The sequence below is a fragment of the Shewanella sp. VB17 genome, assembly GCF_013248905.1.
In the GTDB taxonomy this organism is placed as follows: domain Bacteria; phylum Pseudomonadota; class Gammaproteobacteria; order Enterobacterales; family Shewanellaceae; genus Shewanella.
Genome location: NZ_JABRVS010000001.1, coordinates 3,860,770 through 3,878,434, shown reverse-complemented (window position 1 = coordinate 3,878,434; position 17,665 = coordinate 3,860,770). Strand labels below are relative to the sequence as shown.

At 37.1% G+C, this 17,665-nt stretch carries 14 protein-coding genes; 3 read left to right on the top strand and 11 right to left on the bottom strand.

All coding sequences use genetic code 11. The features are described from left to right. Window positions 1-23: 23 nt before the first annotated feature. Window positions 24-602 (top strand): thymidine kinase, encoded by a 579-nt coding sequence (locus HQQ94_RS16700; protein WP_173295473.1) that lies wholly within the window; start codon window positions 24-26, stop codon window positions 600-602. A 545-nt stretch (window positions 603-1,147) separates the two neighbouring features. Here the strand turns inward: HQQ94_RS16700 and HQQ94_RS16695 are convergent. Next, window positions 1,148-3,643, bottom strand: a complete 2,496-nt coding sequence (locus HQQ94_RS16695; protein WP_173295472.1) for a 6-hydroxymethylpterin diphosphokinase MptE-like protein — start codon at window positions 3,641-3,643, stop codon at window positions 1,148-1,150. A 390-nt stretch (window positions 3,644-4,033) separates the two neighbouring features. Between HQQ94_RS16695 and pseB the strand changes: the two genes are divergently transcribed. Next, entirely contained in the window at window positions 4,034-5,032 is a 999-nt protein-coding gene (gene pseB, locus HQQ94_RS16690) for a UDP-N-acetylglucosamine 4,6-dehydratase (inverting) (RefSeq protein WP_173295471.1), read from the top strand. Next, a complete protein-coding gene (gene pseC / locus HQQ94_RS16685; protein ID WP_173295470.1) occupies window positions 5,032-6,201 on the top strand; it encodes a UDP-4-amino-4,6-dideoxy-N-acetyl-beta-L-altrosamine transaminase in 1,170 nt (389 codons plus the stop codon). Before pseB ends, pseC begins: the two co-directional genes overlap by 1 nt. Here pseC and HQQ94_RS16680 read toward each other — a convergent pair. The 10 genes from HQQ94_RS16680 to HQQ94_RS16635 are packed head-to-tail and all read right to left on the bottom strand — an operon-like array spanning window position 6,174 to window position 17,660. Next, window positions 6,174-6,767, bottom strand: a complete 594-nt coding sequence (locus tag HQQ94_RS16680; protein WP_173295469.1) for a bifunctional 2-polyprenyl-6-hydroxyphenol methylase/3-demethylubiquinol 3-O-methyltransferase UbiG — start codon at window positions 6,765-6,767, stop codon at window positions 6,174-6,176. The genes pseC and HQQ94_RS16680 overlap by 28 nt on opposite strands. Before the next feature lies 1 nt (window position 6,768). Then, a complete protein-coding gene (locus HQQ94_RS16675) occupies window positions 6,769-7,902 on the bottom strand; it encodes a hypothetical protein (protein ID WP_173295468.1) in 1,134 nt (377 codons plus the stop codon). Between the two features lie 12 nt (window positions 7,903-7,914). Continuing rightward, window positions 7,915-9,630, bottom strand: coding sequence for a cytidylyltransferase domain-containing protein (locus HQQ94_RS16670; protein ID WP_173295467.1), 1,716 nt, complete (start codon window positions 9,628-9,630; stop codon window positions 7,915-7,917). Then, a complete protein-coding gene (locus HQQ94_RS16665; RefSeq protein WP_173295466.1) occupies window positions 9,627-11,561 on the bottom strand; it encodes a glycoside hydrolase in 1,935 nt (644 codons plus the stop codon). Before HQQ94_RS16665 ends, HQQ94_RS16670 begins: the two co-directional genes overlap by 4 nt. After that, window positions 11,554-12,780 carry an ATP-grasp domain-containing protein gene (locus HQQ94_RS16660; RefSeq protein WP_217274052.1) on the bottom strand — a complete coding sequence of 409 codons (1,227 nt, stop codon included), beginning with the start codon at window positions 12,778-12,780 and terminating at the stop codon, window positions 11,554-11,556. The genes HQQ94_RS16665 and HQQ94_RS16660 overlap by 8 nt, the downstream gene beginning before the upstream one ends. 38 nt (window positions 12,781-12,818) lie before the next feature. Next, window positions 12,819-13,991 carry a bifunctional 2-polyprenyl-6-hydroxyphenol methylase/3-demethylubiquinol 3-O-methyltransferase UbiG gene (locus tag HQQ94_RS16655; protein WP_173295465.1) on the bottom strand — a complete coding sequence of 391 codons (1,173 nt, stop codon included), beginning with the start codon at window positions 13,989-13,991 and terminating at the stop codon, window positions 12,819-12,821. Window positions 13,992-13,993: 2 nt separating this feature from the next. Beyond that, window positions 13,994-15,103, bottom strand: coding sequence for an FkbM family methyltransferase (locus HQQ94_RS16650; protein WP_173295464.1), 1,110 nt, complete (start codon window positions 15,101-15,103; stop codon window positions 13,994-13,996). 4 nt (window positions 15,104-15,107) lie between these two features. After that, window positions 15,108-15,860 carry an SDR family NAD(P)-dependent oxidoreductase gene (locus tag HQQ94_RS16645; RefSeq protein WP_173295463.1) on the bottom strand — a complete coding sequence of 251 codons (753 nt, stop codon included), beginning with the start codon at window positions 15,858-15,860 and terminating at the stop codon, window positions 15,108-15,110. Beyond that, a complete protein-coding gene (locus HQQ94_RS16640) occupies window positions 15,844-16,824 on the bottom strand; it encodes a transketolase family protein (protein WP_173295462.1) in 981 nt (326 codons plus the stop codon). The genes HQQ94_RS16645 and HQQ94_RS16640 overlap by 17 nt, the downstream gene beginning before the upstream one ends. Next, window positions 16,824-17,660, bottom strand: coding sequence for a transketolase (locus HQQ94_RS16635; RefSeq protein ID WP_173295461.1), 837 nt, complete (start codon window positions 17,658-17,660; stop codon window positions 16,824-16,826). The genes HQQ94_RS16640 and HQQ94_RS16635 overlap by 1 nt, the downstream gene beginning before the upstream one ends. Window positions 17,661-17,665: the final 5 nt, after the last annotated feature.

Below are 17,665 nucleotides of genomic sequence, written 5' to 3'. Positions count from 1 at the left end.
TTATTTAATGAGAGAATATCGACTTGGCACAACTTTATTTTTACTATTCGGCCATGAATGCCGGTAAATCGACTTCTTTACTTCAGTCATCTTATAATTATCGCGAGCGTGGTATGAATACTTTAGTGATGACAGCCTCTATTGATGATAGATATGGAGTGGGAAAAGTCGCATCCAGAATAGGGATTGAAACTGAGGCATGCATGTTTGGCTGTGACGATAATATTGCCATTATGATTGAAGATGCTAATAAAGCAGAGACGATGCATTGTATATTAATTGATGAGTCTCAATTTCTCAGTAAAGAGCAAGTTAAACAACTGACTCATGTGGTTGATAATTTGAATATCCCAGTGCTTTGTTATGGGCTTAAAACTGATTTTCAAGGTGAACTTTTTAGTGGCAGTCAGTATTTATTAGCCTGGGCTGATAAGTTGGTTGAGCTAAAGACCATTTGTCACTGTGGTCGAAAAGCGAATATGGTGCTTCGTCTTGACGAAGAAGGTAAGGCTATGCGTGATGGTGAGCAAGTAGCTATTGGTGGTAATGAACGTTATGACTCAGTGTGCCGTAAACATTTTCGTGAATGCTTATGGGATTAGTGAGTTTAGCGTAACGCTTTCTTAGTCGCGAATTTAGGGCAAAGCATAGCGGGTAATCCCATTGCTCTTGTGCCTTTGGTGATTCATACAAAATCTATACCCAAAGGACCTCAAGGTGCAGATTTGAGTATTTGAACATGGCCATTAATCTTACCGTTTAAAGTAACTCCAATAGTCGGTAAGGTGCTCGATAAGCTGGGGTGTCTGTTCATCATTGAAATAGCCTTAGAGCAACCATTTTCTGGTGTTAATATTGTTAAGTTGAGAAAGCTGTCTGATGTCTGGTAAGACTGATTCCATGTAATCTAATAGCCTATGCAATCATGGGGGCAGACACCGCTTCAGAACACAGTAAAATAACTTTTATTCAGTTACGCAGATGGCAATCACGGTATGTTTTGTGCTATGATTCTAAGGAATATTTCTTTTAAACTGTTAATGATATTCTTTGCAAGGGAATATCACGATCTCATGATAAAATTAATTAAGCTTTTTTTGAATAAGCTACACATTCAATGATCACAGGTATACATATTTCATCGCTTTTAGTTAAGCGCATAGGTGCTGACTTGTTCAAGGTAGTTGGCTGCTGCATAATTACTTGGATCAACCTCTAAAGCTTGCAAAAAGACACTTTTAGCTTCCTCAATTTGGCCTACTTCTGCTAAGAAAATACCAAGCTTAATGAGTACAGGAATATCTTTAGGGTATTTATCGAGATAATCGAGGTAGATAGCCAAGGCTTCTTGTCCTTGTTCACTTAATTTGAGTACATGGGCATATTGAGGTAAGTATTCATCACTGTATTTGATAATACTAGCAAAGTTGTCTCTTGCTAGTTCGAGCTTGTTAAGGTTGAGCGCGAGTCTAATGACTTGTTTTAGTTCTGCTTCATGGCGCATGTCTTTTGGGGTTAACAATATTGTTTTTAAGGCCTGTTCCTGTTTGTTCTCCAGCATATATTGGTAGCTTAGTGCTAGGTGGTAAAGTCGTAAAACCTCTTGATCAGTATCAATAAATGGATGTGAGTATTGTACTATTTTTGATATACCTAAAAGATGCTTATTCTGCAGTAACACTTGTAACTTTTTAAACGCGTTCCCCATAATTGGAGTAACAGCATGATCGGTCTTATCAATAAATTTTTTGACGGTAAACTGTTCATAAAACTTATCTTGGGAGGCGTTAATTTGCAAACGATCATTTGGTGATAAGTTAGCGTATTCTTGTGGATGCTGCTGCTGCCATAAAACAGATCTTCCCCACTGTTTATCATTATTCCATTGCAGACACAATGCTTGAATATTACATGAGGGTTGATATTCATCAATTCTAGACTTGATACGTATAATTGCAGATTGAATCAGTGTAGATAATTGATTGTTGATTGATTGGAATGCATTGTAATAGACACGAGATTGATCGTTAACATCTTGTTGTGTCCATTCCTCTTCTTTTTTTGTTGACAAAAAGTGTGAGAATTCATAGTAACCATAAAATTTGATTAAGTTTGCGAATTTATCAAACTTAAGGTTTATTTTTCGCTCCATTTTATCAAGCTTTCCTGCCAAGTTAGTCATTCTCTGTGGTTTTTTCTCAGCAATTTCCATTTTTTCGATTATGACTAATGCATCAGCCAGTATGACTTGAAGTTTTTTCAACTTATTGTTAGCAGTGGTCAGTTCATTAAGTGTATTGTTTAAATAAGCTATTTTTTGCAATGAGGGAAGTTGATGATTTTCTGGTGTTAATAATGCACGTTGCTTATCGCTAATATCCTCAAGCACGATATGTTGTGATTCAATATAATTGACGCCGTTAATTTTAGCTGCATCTTTTGATAAATTGATGATGTTTATATTAGGATGTTCTGTCACAAATGTTTGTAAAGACTGAATAGCGTGCAAGAGCGTCATCGGGGTTTCAGCCATTTCACCAGCGTTAGTTTCAACCCATTCCAGTATTGCCCCTATATTAGGACCTAGACTTGCCCCATAAGTGCCTTGTGTATGAGTATTCCCTGTTTGAGAGTGGCAAAAGTCCACACCACACAGGAGTATTTGATTAAAGCCCATTTTCGTCGCAATTTCGATGGCACTATTTGTGACCGTTGGACCAATAGATTTGATATTGTCAATATCACTGTGATTATCCCAAGGTAAGCGGGACCCTGTGTAGAGTGCTGTACCTTGCCATTGACCTAAAATTTGTGGAACAACATGATAGGAGTTGATTAATAAGGTGTTATGGTCAATTTCCATGAACTCTTTATTAACATCGAAGCTAATAAATTGAGGGTCGACAGACACGACAATATCGGGTTTTATGTTGAGCTTAGTGAGCTTACCAACAACGCGTGATACTGCGATTATCACTAATTGTTTAGCATGTGCTTTAATCCAATCAATGCTATTGTCGAGTGAAGGTCCTCCAGCTAGCACGATACAGGTTTTACCAGTAAACTGTTTTTTTAATACTGTCGCTGGTTGAAGGTTTTCAGCCACATTTTCTAACTGTGTTTTTATAAAAATTTTTTGATTAAAACCAATGCTTTGATTAAAATATTCATGCTCTATTGCTTTTTCAACTTGAGAGGACAAAGTGCAGTAAATCTCGAGGTAGTTACCTTTTACTGCTATTGAGCGGTGTAATTTGAATTTTTTCTTTACGATAAAAAGGTTATTTTCGTGTTCAGTAATGTGTTGAGAGAATTCATCAAGGTTAGTAATAAATATATCATCAGTATGTGCATCTGGTATATCAATAGCAAGCAGGTCTAGCACTTCAACTAATTCAACGAATAGGAACTTACTTCCTTTTGCTAAAGATCGTTCCATGACATAGTTAGCTAGAAGACCTGAATCCAACCCTATGATTATGTGTAGTGTATCTGGAGTTGAAAAGGAACTTTTAAATTCTTCATCGAACAGAGACGTTGAATGGTTTTTTTCAAATGTACGTCGATTAACACTGGGGAGGTAACACTCATTAAACTGACTAATTGAAAATGTGTTAGATATTTCTGGATGAGTACTAAGCATTTTTCCCCTCTTTGATCCTGATTGCATAATCTTGTTAATTGCTTATCAACCCGTGAACATTAATCGATTAAATGTAAATAATTTGTCTTACATTACCACTCTTAAATGGTTGTTTTTTTAACAAGATAATAGTTAAGATTAAGCTTAACTATTTTTTTATTATTTTGCAAAATACTAATTCTATAGCATTATTATAAAAAATAAGGTTAGACAATTAGAATTAAATTACTAATATTAGTAATGTTTATAGTATTTTTCTACAAACGTTACTGTTGCTAAGTGTGGTCTTTTTGTTTGTTTAATGTTGTTTTTATTTGCTTTAAAATGATTTAGTATGTTTCAATTGACTTTCATTCGTGTAGGACCGTGCATCGATATTTTGGAGAATACATGTTTGATAATAAATCAATCTTAATTACAGGCGGTACTGGTTCGTTTGGCCAGAAATATACCAAAACTATTTTGGAGAGATATAAGCCAAAGCGCTTGATAATTTTATCTCGTGATGAGCTCAAACAATACGAGATGCAACAAGTCTTTAATGCTCCATGTATGCGATATTTTTTAGGTGATGTTCGTGATGGTGACCGATTGTTACAAGCGTTTAAGGATGTTGATTATGTCATTCATGCTGCGGCAATTAAACAAGTCCCTGCGGCTGAATATAATCCAATGGAATGCATTAAAACCAATATTTATGGTGCCGAAAATGTGATCAGGGCGGCGATAGTCAATAATGTTAACAAAGTCATTGCTCTATCAACCGACAAGGCTGCAAATCCCATTAATCTTTATGGCGCGACTAAGTTAGCATCTGACAAATTATTCGTCGCTGCCAATAATATTGTTGGCTCTGGTAGAACGCGTTTTGCGGCAGTACGTTATGGAAATGTGGTTGGATCTCGTGGTTCGGTTGTGCCATTTTTTAAATCACTTATTGACGATGGAGCAAGTGCCTTACCTATCACTCATCCTGATATGACTCGATTTTGGATCACCTTACAAGATGGTGTTGATTTTGTTCTTAAAAACTTTTCTCGAATGCAAGGTGGAGAGATTTTTGTTCCTAAGATCCCTTCGGTAAAGCTCATTGACATTGCAATCGCTTATGGGCCAAACTTGGTACATGACATTGTGGGAATTCGCCCTGGTGAAAAGATGCACGAGATAATGTGCCCAGGAGATGATTCACACCATACTTTGGAATTTGATGACCATTATGTTATTACGCCTAGTATTCGCTTTTATGGTGGTGATATTGATTATACGAGTAATAAGCTTGGGGCAAAAGGTGCGTTGGTTAAAGAAAGGTTTGAATATAACTCTGGTAACAATCCAGATTGTCTAACCATTGAGCAAATTAAAGCTTTTGATGATGATAATTTTTAATGATTCCTTACGGTAGACAAGATATTAACCAGGCAGATATTGATGCTGTGATGGAAGTACTTAAATCTGACTTTCTTACACAAGGTCCTAAAGTTCCGGCTTTTGAAAAGGCTATTTGTGATTACACAGGATCTGCTCATGCGGTAGCAGTAAATAGTGCGACCTCTGCATTGCATATCGCTTGTTTAGCGCTCGATGTTGGCCCTGGAGATCGAGTTTGGACCTCCCCTATCACTTTCGTTGCCTCGGCTAACTGCGCGCTTTATTGCGGTGCCTATGTGGATTTTGTCGATGTGGAATTAGCATCGGGTAATATGTGCCCTAAAGCCCTGAGCAAGAAGTTAGCTCTAGCAGCAGAGACTGGAGTGCTGCCAAAAGTAATTATTCCTGTACATTTAGCGGGGCACAGCTGTGATATGCAAACTATTGGTGACTTGGCTAAACAGTATGGCATAAAAGTAATAGAAGATGCTGCACATGCTATTGGCGGAAGTTATCAAGGTTTCAAAATTGGGGCTTGTCAATATTCTGATATTACCGTTTTCAGTTTCCATCCTGTTAAAATTATCACTAGTGCGGAAGGAGGTGTTGCAGCTACTCAGAATGCTCAATTGGCCTGTAGCATGGCTTCCTACCGAAGCCATGGGATAACCAAAGATCCAGCTATATTGTTACGACCTGATGAAGGAGATTGGTACTATGAGCAACATCAGTTGGGTTTCAATTATCGAATGACTGATTTACAGGCAGCTTTAGGGTTAAGCCAGCTGACTCGATTAAATGAGTTTGTATCGAAACGTAATAAGTTTGCTAAGGATTATAAGCTCGCTTTGTCAGGAACAGATATTACTCTAATCAAACCGATGGCTAATAGCGAGAGTGCATATCATCTAATGTTGGTTATTTTGCCTGATATCGCAGATAGAAAAACCGTTTTTGATGAAATGAGAGAGAAGGGCATACAAGTACATGTGCATTACTTCCCTGTTCATTTACAGCCTTTTTATCTTAACTTTGGCTTTAAAGTGGGAGATTTTCCGCAGGCTGAAGCTTTTTATCAACGGCTCCTTACTTTGCCACTTTATCCCACTCTTACAACATCGGAGTTTAGTTATATTGTTAAAAATATCAGACTACAACTTTATAGTTTAACAGCCATTAACCAGTAGTATGATTCTATTTTACCATCGCTGATAAATTGATCCGTGATCTTACCTAAAGATTTAATATTGAATCCAGCTGTTTGCATCAAGGTCTCGATTTGTGTTTGTTCATAATAATTACAAACATTGTCTACAGTTTCTCTTTGGTCGCTTTTTGAACTGAAAGAGAGTATTGCAGAACCATTATCTGCCAAAACTCTGTGTATTTCTCGTAAAGTATCTTCAGGTTTAGTTAGGTAATGCATTAGTCCCCAACAAAGTACTAGGTCAAATTTGCTACTTTGTAACATAGGTAAACCGTGACTGATATCTGTACAAAAGAGTTGTTCTGGAACAATACCATACAGCTTATTAACGACATTCAGTGCATATTTGCTTTGATCTACTGCGACAATGGTATTAATACCAAGTTCATGTAGGGCCCGAATATTTCGTCCCTCTCCACAACCTAAGTCAAGAACATTTGAAGATATTGTTAAAGAAGATTTAGATAAAAGTCTAATAACATTTATGTCTGGCCATACAAATGGTGCTTTTGAGCGAATATTTTTGTAGTGAAGGTCCCATTTCATATTAATTTTCTCTATTAGTAATTGAAACATTTTTCTGTGAGGTTAAATTGTAAAGATATTTATTTAAATCCTTTTGACTATTAAAGTCAAAAGTTAAATAATCTTTATGTTCAACTGCTTGTACGTATGTATGCTTAGGTATTGAAAGGTTGTATTGCTTAATTTTTTTTCTAAATAATATTATTGCGAATTTTATTACTTTAGTACAACTATCTAGTTTCTCATTTAATGATAGTGAAATATTGTTCTTAAAAATGTCATACCCATTAGTAATATGAGGAATGAAAACATCATTAACTAAGTCACCGCCTATTTCAGCATGAATCTCATAAATCTTAGCTGTCTTTTCAATACTATTGTATTTCATTGCGGTTTGAAAAAAACCGTGAGAGAGATTAAGTTTATGCTTTAAAGTCGCAAAGCTTGAACTGGCTATGTCACTTGTGGTTCTGTCAAGAGTATACCAGCCTAAGCCATCGAAATGTGGAGCCCCTGTTGATATTTCTCCAATAGAGACCAAGTGTTGTATTTTTTTGTTTTGAACGAAGTCAATAGAAGCTATATCATTACCTATCAAGTATTCTTCAATATTAACACTACCATCTGTAGATACGGCCTTAGCACTTGCTATAGCAGGAGCTAAATCATCAAATTTGTGACAAACACTCATAGCTGCATGGGATACCACCGTATATGCAGGTTTAATGAACACGGGGAATGATATATCTTGTAAGTGCTCTTTACAAAATAATTTAGGTGAAGGTATATTTAATTTATTATTATTTGTTGTAAATTTATTCTTGTGAATTAATAATTTGCTTGTAGCAATGTCTAGGGCTGATAAGTTAAAGCTATCAGCAATTATCGCACAGGTTACTACAGGAATACCTGTTGAACGTGTTAATACTGCTTTTGGTTTTACATTCAATAAGCCTAGTTCAATAATTATATTTTCTGGTTCATGGCTACTGATATTTAAAAATATATTGGAAATAGATTTACCTTCAGCTTCAGGGTTTTTATCACAAGATATAACCTTGTAACCATATTTTTTTATTGCTTTAATGAGTGGGAGCTGATTTTTACCAGCTCCAACACTGAGTATATAATCGTTCTCAAATAATATATTATTCAAAGATTATTCCTTTTATATTTCACTATCAAAAATGGAGAGCTGTAATGTGACATGTTGGCTCAGGTGCTCTAGTCCTGTTCCAGGTTTTAGAATTTTTTTTGCATTTTTTTGCATATATTTAAATTGTTCAGGATTATCAATAGCATCTTGGATTTTATGTTTCATATCTTGACTATCGGTGGTTATACAGCAGTTTGCAGATTTTAATTTTAATAGTTCTTCCTTGCCACAAAGATGCTCCACGGGTAAAAGTAAAACTAAGTTTCCACTGGCTATACTCTCAAATAATGATAAACCGTAACAACTCAAGATAATTTTTGACTGAGCAATCAATTCAGGTAAATTACTTGGGTTTTTATGGATATGCCAACGTCCTTTACTTCTCAATTTTGGTGGTTTTGCCAAAGGGCCTTGTACCCAATGTAACTGAATGTTTGAGCCTGTGACTGATTCGATTAGCGTTGGTAAATGTTCTCCATAACCAAGTGCGTCACTACCCCCAGTAATAACAAGGAGTTGCTCGAGATTTGTGTGTTCTTTAGGCTTAGATAGTAATAGATGATCCCAGCCATAGCTTATTTTTATATTCTGTGAATGACTATAAAATGAGGGGATAAATAACTCATCGACATGATCAATAATAGCGATGAGTTTGTCTAATGCGATTATTCGAGTGTGATAATGCTTTTTTACTTTTTGTATTGCTAATTTTAGTTTTTCAATATCAACATGTTCAGGATGAAAGTCCAGAAGCCATAGTGGATTTTCATCTATTTTCATTTGGTTAATCATTGTATCGAGTGTCGGATACCACGTATTATTTGTGCTCTTTATCAAAATTTGATGCTGTTCGCCTATAATATGTAACTCAATGCCTATTCCTAAGTTTTCTATGAGGAATTCAGAGATTAATTGACAGCGCTTTAAGTGTCCAATACCAATTTTTGCGCTAATGTGACAATATAAACTGATTTTTTTGTATATTTTACTTGGATCTTTTTGTACTACATGTTGATTTATCTTACTTAAATGAGATTGAGATATTAGCTGGTTTTGCACCCATTTAAGATCGACTATGCTATTTACATGATTAGATAAATACCAATTTGAGTATATCTGCTGCATAAATTGATAATCGGCTAGAGTATCAACAGAAATTCTGTGTTTTATGCTCGTAAAGTCATCGCAATCGTCAATTTCTAATCGTTCAAGCACAGGGGTTAATTTGTCCCCGTAACCTACATGTTCTCGTGACATTGAGCATTGACTTACAAACATTAATTTGTTCCACCCCTCTCTACTATAAAATCCAATGCCTTCATGAATACTGACTATTGTATCTTTTAGTTTTATGCTATTTTTTTCTGGGGAGGTTGCGAGTAGTGCTAATGCATGATCGATAAACAGGGGTTCAACTAAGGGGCAATCACCACAGATATAGACGATGAAGTCGGGATCATATTGGGTGACTACAGAGTCTAGCCGACCCATAAGGTCATTGACATCACCATTATATTTTGCAACGGGTACCAGTGATTCTACAGCCTCTACCAATGGAAGGTTGAAATTATCAGCTGTTGTAGCAACAATGATCTCATCGAGTAAGCTACACCTTTGTAATCGAGTAATTAACCTATGTATGAGGGGATGACCTGCGAGTGGAAGTAGGTGTTTCTTTGGTAGACGACTGGAGTTGAGCCTAGCACCAATGATAGCAATTGATTTCAAATTTTAGCTCCATTGCTAAGCATGATATATGGAGACATAGTGTAACAAAAAGCAGGTAAGTGTCCCCCTAGTTTAAGTGTTTCATCAGCTTCAATTAAAGAGAACCATAACCTATTAAGATACTTACCGTTTATTTTTTTACTCGAAATCATGGGGAGTGCAGCACATTGATTAGGCTCCCAGTTAATACGAATACCTTTAATTCCATTGCCAAATAATACCTCACCGGTTGTTGCACCTAGCGCACTATTTGAAGATACAATGGATGATACTGGGCTACCATGATCTATATTGCTATCAACTTGAAAATATTCCATTTCATAACCACCATTGTAAGCGGCGAACCAGCAAGGAATATCACAATTCTGCAAGGTTATATAACCGAGTCTTAATGAGGCTTCTGGTCTGCATGGTTCATCGAAATAAAACCCACATTGAACAGATTGTCCTTCGAGACGGTACCATTTTGTTAAGGTGCCATTTAATGTAGTGAGAGAGGTTCTTATTATTAAGGCACCGTTATCATCTTCAAGCTGCCACTTTGCTTTAGTCAGGTCTGTTACTCTGTCGCGTTCGCGGAAACGTTCAAGAACGAGGTGGTTCGAATAGAAGTCTGCACCAAAACTAATATGGTCAAAGTGTCCATGAGCTAATGTACCGCTAACCGGAGAAAAACAGTGGTCGTTAAAGGCTAATGACTCAATGTTTAATCCCTTATTTGCGTTGAGAACTAATACTAACTCCACTGAAGAAATCTCTATCTTATTTCTATCTTTATCAAATGAGATTTGATAAAGAGGGTGTGAATTGATGCTATTATAATTTGGTAATACGAAAGGTATTATAGCTGGAAGCTTTGCTATTATTTTATCGAAGCGAATCTGAGTTAAATGGGTTCGGTAGTCACTAGACCATAATCGACATAAATTGCGCCAATCATTATCTGACTGGTTAGTGTCGGCAGTTAATTCCTGGTACTTAGCAAAACAATGTGTATTTAGCCTAAGGTCATCTCTTCCACTTAATGCCCAGCGGGTGACATTATATTTAGCCTGCTTTTTAACTGAAATAGGATGTGCTGAAACAGCGATATTAAGATGGTTTGTCTCATCACAATAACTTAAGGTTTGGCTTGGCATAACCCATAGGTATTTTTTTTCTTGGGACAAAGTAATAAACAGTGCTTCAATGCGTGCGCACTCACTTTGAGAATGGGCTTGTTCAGTTTTATATCTTCCAGGACGATAATCGAAAATCTCCGCATCACTTCCATAAAGAGGAAAAGCAGCGCAATTTTCAGATATTACTTTGTCTAGGTAGTTGAGGTAATCTTGCTTTGTTATCTCCCCATGTGCATAACGCTGTAATTTCTGAAATGCAATAGCATTATTCCAGACAACCTTTATTGAGCGACCGCTGGCGCTAGTTATCTGTTGAGGTTGGTCCTGAAATGTTGGTGACCAATCAGAATTATGGGAGTATGGGTTATCCCACTCCATGACTATGGCATCAAAACCAGCATCTATATAAACATCCAATAATCCTGCAGAAACGGCTTGCTCATTAATATAGGCCAGCGAGGGGCTAACACCTAAGATTTGTTGGTAATACTCCTGACCAAGACGTAAATTATGTTGATTGACTTCGGCGGGGATAAGAGGTCCTATTATCTGACTATCTCCACTGGCAATGAGTTCGCATCTGTTATCTTTCAGTAAAGCCTTAAATTGGTTGATCCAATTAGGGTCTACTTTTTGAATGCACTCTAGAGTATAGGCGGTTAGCTCAATGCCTAATGGAATACCTTCCTCAATCAATTTAATAAGCGGCCAATAGCACCTTTGGGTGACGGTGCGATGTTGTTCTGTTTCAATAGAGGAAAATGCAAGGTTTAAGTGAAAAATAGTATATATATTACACTGATTACTCATGGGAATATTCAACCGTTATGTGAGCTAGTGCCTTTTGTGCACGGTATACGGCTTCTTCTTTAGATGTTCCTGTACAGATAACAAATCCAGAGCGTTGAGTGTGACTTGTTAATGAGCTAATCGTATCGCCAGGTTTAATAAAGGTCGACAGCATTTCAACCCCTTTGCTGGTTGCTGCTTTATCTAGATTAAGCACTCGTTCGACAACTCCTGGTTTAAGATCTAAATACCTTATAGCAACCCCCTGTAACCTACTTGGTGTGAGGTGCTCAATATTTAATGGCTCGCCTAATGCAAGTTTAATTGCTTGCTCTACAAAGTTAACTCCAGTAGCTAATGGGATCTGTGTTGTTGAAAAATACCCTCCAGAGAGGCGGCCTGCAATTTCAATCACTTTGGCACCATCAGGGGTTAATACCATATCCCCTTTAGCGACACCTTGTGTGATTCCAAGTGCAAGTGCAGCGGCTTCAACAGTTGCCGTTACTTGTTGCTGTTCATCTTGTGATAGTTTACTTGGCGAGTCCCCACCATTTTCTATAATTTGGGGTTTAGTTCTCAGTAGCCACTCGTAATTTCTATCTGAAAAACCTAGGGTATAGCAGTTGCTATTTTCAATGAGGGTTTCAGTGCTGATTTGAGGTCCAATAAGGTATTCTTCAATCATCACTCTTTGAGTGGGTGATTCATTATATGCCTGAATAAAAGCTTGCTCTAGCTGGCAACCAGACTCAATAAGTTGTACACCTCTTGCACCACGGCTATCAACAGGCTTTATGATAAATGGATAACCCCAATCTAAAGCCAGAGCTTTCAGTGAATCTAAAGAATTGACAGCTGAGAAATGGGGTATAGGGATCCCCATTTGTTGCAGACGTTCTTTCATCAACAGTTTGTCAGCTACTAATGAGGCAGATTTAATACTTAGGCCAGGTAAATTAAGTTTATCTGTAACATTCGCAACGCTTAGTGGGACATCAGAACACATTGCTATAACACCATCAATAACAATTCCTCTGTTCTTGAGTGCTAGAGCTTTATTGGTGATTTCTTTACCGTCATAGGTACTTATTATTAGACTAATATCAGCAAACTTAAAGCCGGGAGCTATGGGATCACCATCAATGATTATCAGTTTTAGGCCCATTTCCTTGGCTATTTTAATTCCTTCACAGGCTTCTATACCTGCTCCAATGATAATGAGGCTTTTATTAATCATTTCAATTCACTATATCGTAGTTGGATATACATTTAGCTTCAAATATCTCTGTTATGCAAACATAGAGTTACTACCCCTATATCTCTTAACCAAGATAGAGCGATAAATATCTCTTTTTCTGAGGCATAGCTGGATATAATCACATAGTCTCCAATCTTCCAATTTATATCTTTAGGAGACTGACATAACCAATCGCCTTGGTTTATTCCCCATTTCAAAGGTGATGTGTCGGTTAATCCATTAATTTTCACGATCTCTAAGAGGTTTGTGTTAGTGACTAGTTGGCTTGTATGTATGCCAGCCCCCCACAAAAAAACTCTTTGGCTTTTAGATAGGTTTGGTAGCAAAGCATCTAGGCATCCTTGCCAATAACTAATCTCTTTTTGACGGTATTCAAGTAATATTTGCTTATTGTCGACGTAACAACTTTGATATTCTGAATAGTGGTGCTGTACTTTGGTACTAGCAAGAATACCTATAACAGGTGAGAGATTACTATTAAAGTGTTCCAACACTGAAACTGGCGAGTATCCGACATCAGTTAGACTTTTCAGTAAATTATCTCGAGTATAGTAGTTGATATGTTCAAAAGAGAAAAAACCTGGGCAAAGGCTACTTGCCTTAGCCATCAAAGGTACTTCGATATAGATAAAACCTTCTGTGACTTTCTGTTGCATTCGGTAACATTTCGATAGCGTAGTTTGTGGATTATAAAGATGCTCCAATACGTGCGTCATGAGGATAAGCTCAAAATTTTCATTAGTTTCAAAGGTTTCAGCTGAACCATGAATACAGTTGACTTGATATAGGCGTTTAGCTAATGAAACCGAAGCTGCACCTGGTTCGACGCCTAATACTCGTGCTATTCCCGCATCTCGAAAACGTGAAAGTGTGTACCCATCTGAACTTCCTATTTGTAAAACAGAATTAGGCAGATTCCCTATTCCGCGTTTAATAAATTGTATCTGTTCATCTAAATCTCTTATTTTTGCCGTACTAGGTAATTCTTGGCGGCCAGGGTTTGTATATACTGCTATTGAACTGTAAAATGCCATCATATCATCAAAGTCTACAGATGGACTTTGACAAACAGAACCGCACTTAGGGCAAATTGAAAACCCAATTTCAGTAGGCAGTAGACCTGGTAACACCCAGGTAGTTGAAAACACCTTTTCTGTGCTTTCTTCGCATAAAAAACATTTTCTAATCATGACTACGCATCCACTTTTGAATAAATGACCGACTCAAAAAGTTGTTGAGAATGATGAACAAAAAAGAATTGATAGTTTGTGTTCAGCAAGGCTATTTGTTCCATTAACTCCCAGATATGATTGGGTTCATGGTATGCACTTATTGCAAGTTTCGGTGCCGATGTATTTATAAGTATTGTTGCCCCCTCTAGCACTTGTGGTTCAGCGCCTTCAACATCAAGTTTTATATAAGTTGGAGTTCGTTCTAGTGTTTGACAGTAGCTATCAAGTGTAATTGCAGCTACCTGTACCTTGGTCATTATATTAGGATTTAATTCTGTTGAAACCCTTGCTTGCATGGTATGTACGGCATTAGATGAGTTAAAAAAGTTAAGAGTCGTTTCTTGGTTCCAAAGTGCTTTTTTATGGATGTAGCAGTTGGGTAGTTTTTGGTTAGTAATCAGATTGCTTAACTGTTTAAAGTTACTTTCATCGGGTTCAAAACTATGTATTTCGATCTCATTTCCCAATAATTGTTTTAATTCATGGAGGGTATCGCCTTGCCATGCGCCTCCATCAATATAAACATCTGATGACATAGGCGTAACTAATGTATGAATATAATGTTCACAATTAGGTATAGTTAAGTAGAGTGGATCGTAGGTTTGCCTGTATCTTAAACAACCTAGATAGCTTAATAAATCATTACCTTTTAAATATCTTTCACCTGTTTTAATTGCAGCATTAATATTGAAACATTGCCAATTAAAATGATTTTTCCAACGATTAAAGTCGACACAAAAACTGAAGTCGAAATATTGGCTGCCGATATCTTGTAATTGTTCTGCAATATCTCTTGCCCAATAGCTTGCAATTAAAATTGGGCGAGTTTCTCCAGCTAAGGCTGTGGGCGACTTAACTTCTTTTCCTAAAAAATCTAGACCATGTTTGCTTTCATCGTTATCGACAAAATATAGAATATTGACGTTGAAGTCGGTAAGAACCTCATTAAGGCTAAGCCCGGCTTGTCCTGTGCCAAAAACAATAACTTCGGGATAGGTTGCTAGTATTTCCTCAGGTGTTAGCCATTCGGTACATTGTGAAATATCTTCGAATAATGTTTCTATAGTCATTAGGTTAGCCAAAATACATTCCTCCGTTCATATTTAAAGTTTGTCCAGACAAGTATGATGACTGCTCTTTGCATAATTGTACTGCTAATTCTGCAATTTCCTCTACGGTAGCCAATCTTTGTGCCGGGATGTTTTTAAGTTTTTCCTTCCCCAAATCTGTATTTAGTTCTGACGCTGACATCGGGGTTTCAACAAGGCCTATGGCAATCGTCATCGAAGCAATACCATTTTTTGAATAGATTTTAGCCATAGATTGGGTGAAATTTATCAGTGCGGCTTTTGAAGCTGCGTAATGTACTTGATTGAATCCTCCCCATTGCCCTCCAATGCTACTTATATTGATTATTCTTCCCCAATTTTTAGTTTGCATTTGTGGTAACACTTCTTGGGTTGCCATAAATGGTCCTTGAAGGTTAATGAGTAACATTCTTTGCCAATCTTCATCTGTAATCGTATGGAAAGGTTTCTCTTGAGCAATTGCACCATTATTTATCAATATTGATACTGGTTTATTAAAGTACTTTGTTAAGGTTGCTATGGCTTTCTGAATACTTTCTCGATTTGAGTAATCAAAATTTACTGCTAATGCTTGTTCATTTTTTGTTGTAATGTCATTAACTATGCGCTCAGCTTTTTCTTTATTGTTGTTATAACCTATTCCGACATAATAACCATTTTGTGCAAAGCATTTCGCCATTGATGCTCCTACGCCACTACTAGCACCAGTTATGAGTACTAACTTAGCTGTTGCTTGCATTATTTATTTCCTTATCAAGTACTAGTTTAACTTTTTTGATAATACTATTAACATCTAGATTGTAAAAAATAGCTAATTCGTCAGGTTCACCTGAGCGACCTATTTGATTATCTATCCCCATTCGGTGTAAAGGACATAAAGGAGTTTCAGCTAAAACTTCAGCGACAGCACTTCCTAAACCACCAGTAATACTGTGATCTTCACAACTAATAATTGCTTTAGTCTCTTTTGCTGCACTAATAATCAAATCCTTATCTATAGGTTTGATTGATGGCATATGTATTACTCGTATGGATATTCCATTTTTTTCAAGTTTTTCAGCTGCTGCCAATACCCTGTGAGTCATAACACCGCAACTAATTAATGTTAGTTCAATGCCTTGCTTTAATAATTTACCCTTACCTATTATAAATACTGGCTCCTCTGCAAACACACTCGGACAAGGACTGCGGCCTGTACGCATATATGCAGGACCTCGATAATTGACTAGTGCCCTTGTTGCAGCTTGAATTTCAAATGCATCACATGGCGACAATACGACCATACCGGGCAAAGACCTCATACAAGCTATATCTTCGAAACATTGAGCTGAAGCACCATCCGGACCTACATCTAACCCAGGGTGGCTGGCGATGAGTTTTACATTTTTATTCGAATAAGCAATAGATAACCTAATTTGTTCGAACCCTCTCAACATAAAAACTGCAAAAGTGGTAACAAAAGGCTTAAAGTCAGCTATCGCCATACCAGTAGCAACGCATATCATGTTTTGTTCTGCGATGCCACACTGAATAAATCTGTTTGGATGATGACTTCTGAAATGATGCGCGCCAGTACCTCCTGCAACATCAGCATCTAAGACTAGAATAGTACTGTCTTCTTCTGCTAAGAGTGTTATAGCTTTACCAAAGGCTTCTCTTAGGGAGTCTGATTGTTGTCCTACTAGTGTTGGTATAATAGACATTAATAGTACTCCTTAATATCAATGTCGGAACATCCAAGGGCTTTCATCGCGGCCGAAAATTGATCTTCAGAAAGACTCACACTTCCGTGCCAAAATGGAATGTTCTCCATAAAATTGACTCCTTTTCCTTTTGTCGTATTAGCTATAATTATTCTGGGAGCAGTGGTATTATTTTGAGGCTTGAGTGAGTGATTAATTTCATCAATATTGTGACCATCAATCTCTATTACGTGCCAACCAAAGGCTCTCCATTTGTCTTGTAATGGTTCTAGTGTACAAATGTCAGCATTACTTGCATCACTTTGTAATTTATTATAATCAACAATCACAGTTAGATTATTTAATTGGTGGTGAGATGCGAACATTGCGGCTTCCCAAACTTGGCCTTCCTGCATTTCACCATCACCAATGAGTGAATAAACTTGTTGGTTGGTATTCTGTAACTTCAGAGCTTTAGCTATGCCTGTTGCAACAGAGAGTCCTTGACCAAGAGAACCTGTACTGATTTCGACCCATGGCAGATGAGTAACATCTGGATGGCCTTGAAGTTTTGAATTTAATTTACGTAATGTTTTTAGTTCAGATCTTTTAAGCAAGTCTATACTCGCGGCTACGGCGTATAGTGCGGGAGCCGCGTGGCCTTTAGAGAGAATAAAATAATCGTCACTATAATTTTGTTTGCGGATATTAGGTGGGGTCATTATCTGATGAAATAATACGGTTAAGATATCAATACAAGATAGTACTCCTCCAGGGTGTCCCGATTGTGCATGATAAATAGATGCAACAGCATCTTTACGTATTTGATTTGCGAGTTGATTTATATTTTCAGTCATATAGG

What these genes read in the sequence shown, in the direction of transcription:
- HQQ94_RS16635 (WP_173295461.1), bottom strand. Translation starts at nt 17,660, where the DNA reads ATGACTGAAAATATAAATCAACTCGCAAATCAAATACGTAAAGATGCT.
- HQQ94_RS16695 (WP_173295472.1), bottom strand. Translation starts at nt 3,643, where the DNA reads ATGCTTAGTACTCATCCAGAAATATCTAACACATTTTCAATTAGTCAG.
- HQQ94_RS16650 (WP_173295464.1), bottom strand. Translation starts at nt 15,103, where the DNA reads ATGACTATAGAAACATTATTCGAAGATATTTCACAATGTACCGAATGG.
- pseC (WP_173295470.1), top strand. Translation starts at nt 5,032, where the DNA reads ATGATTCCTTACGGTAGACAAGATATTAACCAGGCAGATATTGATGCT.
- HQQ94_RS16655 (WP_173295465.1), bottom strand. Translation starts at nt 13,991, where the DNA reads ATGATTAGAAAATGTTTTTTATGCGAAGAAAGCACAGAAAAGGTGTTT.
- HQQ94_RS16640 (WP_173295462.1), bottom strand. Translation starts at nt 16,824, where the DNA reads ATGTCTATTATACCAACACTAGTAGGACAACAATCAGACTCCCTAAGA.
- HQQ94_RS16660 (WP_217274052.1), bottom strand. Translation starts at nt 12,780, where the DNA reads ATGATTAATAAAAGCCTCATTATCATTGGAGCAGGTATAGAAGCCTGT.
- pseB (WP_173295471.1), top strand. Translation starts at nt 4,034, where the DNA reads ATGTTTGATAATAAATCAATCTTAATTACAGGCGGTACTGGTTCGTTT.
- HQQ94_RS16680 (WP_173295469.1), bottom strand. Translation starts at nt 6,767, where the DNA reads ATGAAATGGGACCTTCACTACAAAAATATTCGCTCAAAAGCACCATTT.
- HQQ94_RS16645 (WP_173295463.1), bottom strand. Translation starts at nt 15,860, where the DNA reads ATGCAAGCAACAGCTAAGTTAGTACTCATAACTGGTGCTAGTAGTGGC.
- HQQ94_RS16665 (WP_173295466.1), bottom strand. Translation starts at nt 11,561, where the DNA reads ATGAGTAATCAGTGTAATATATATACTATTTTTCACTTAAACCTTGCA.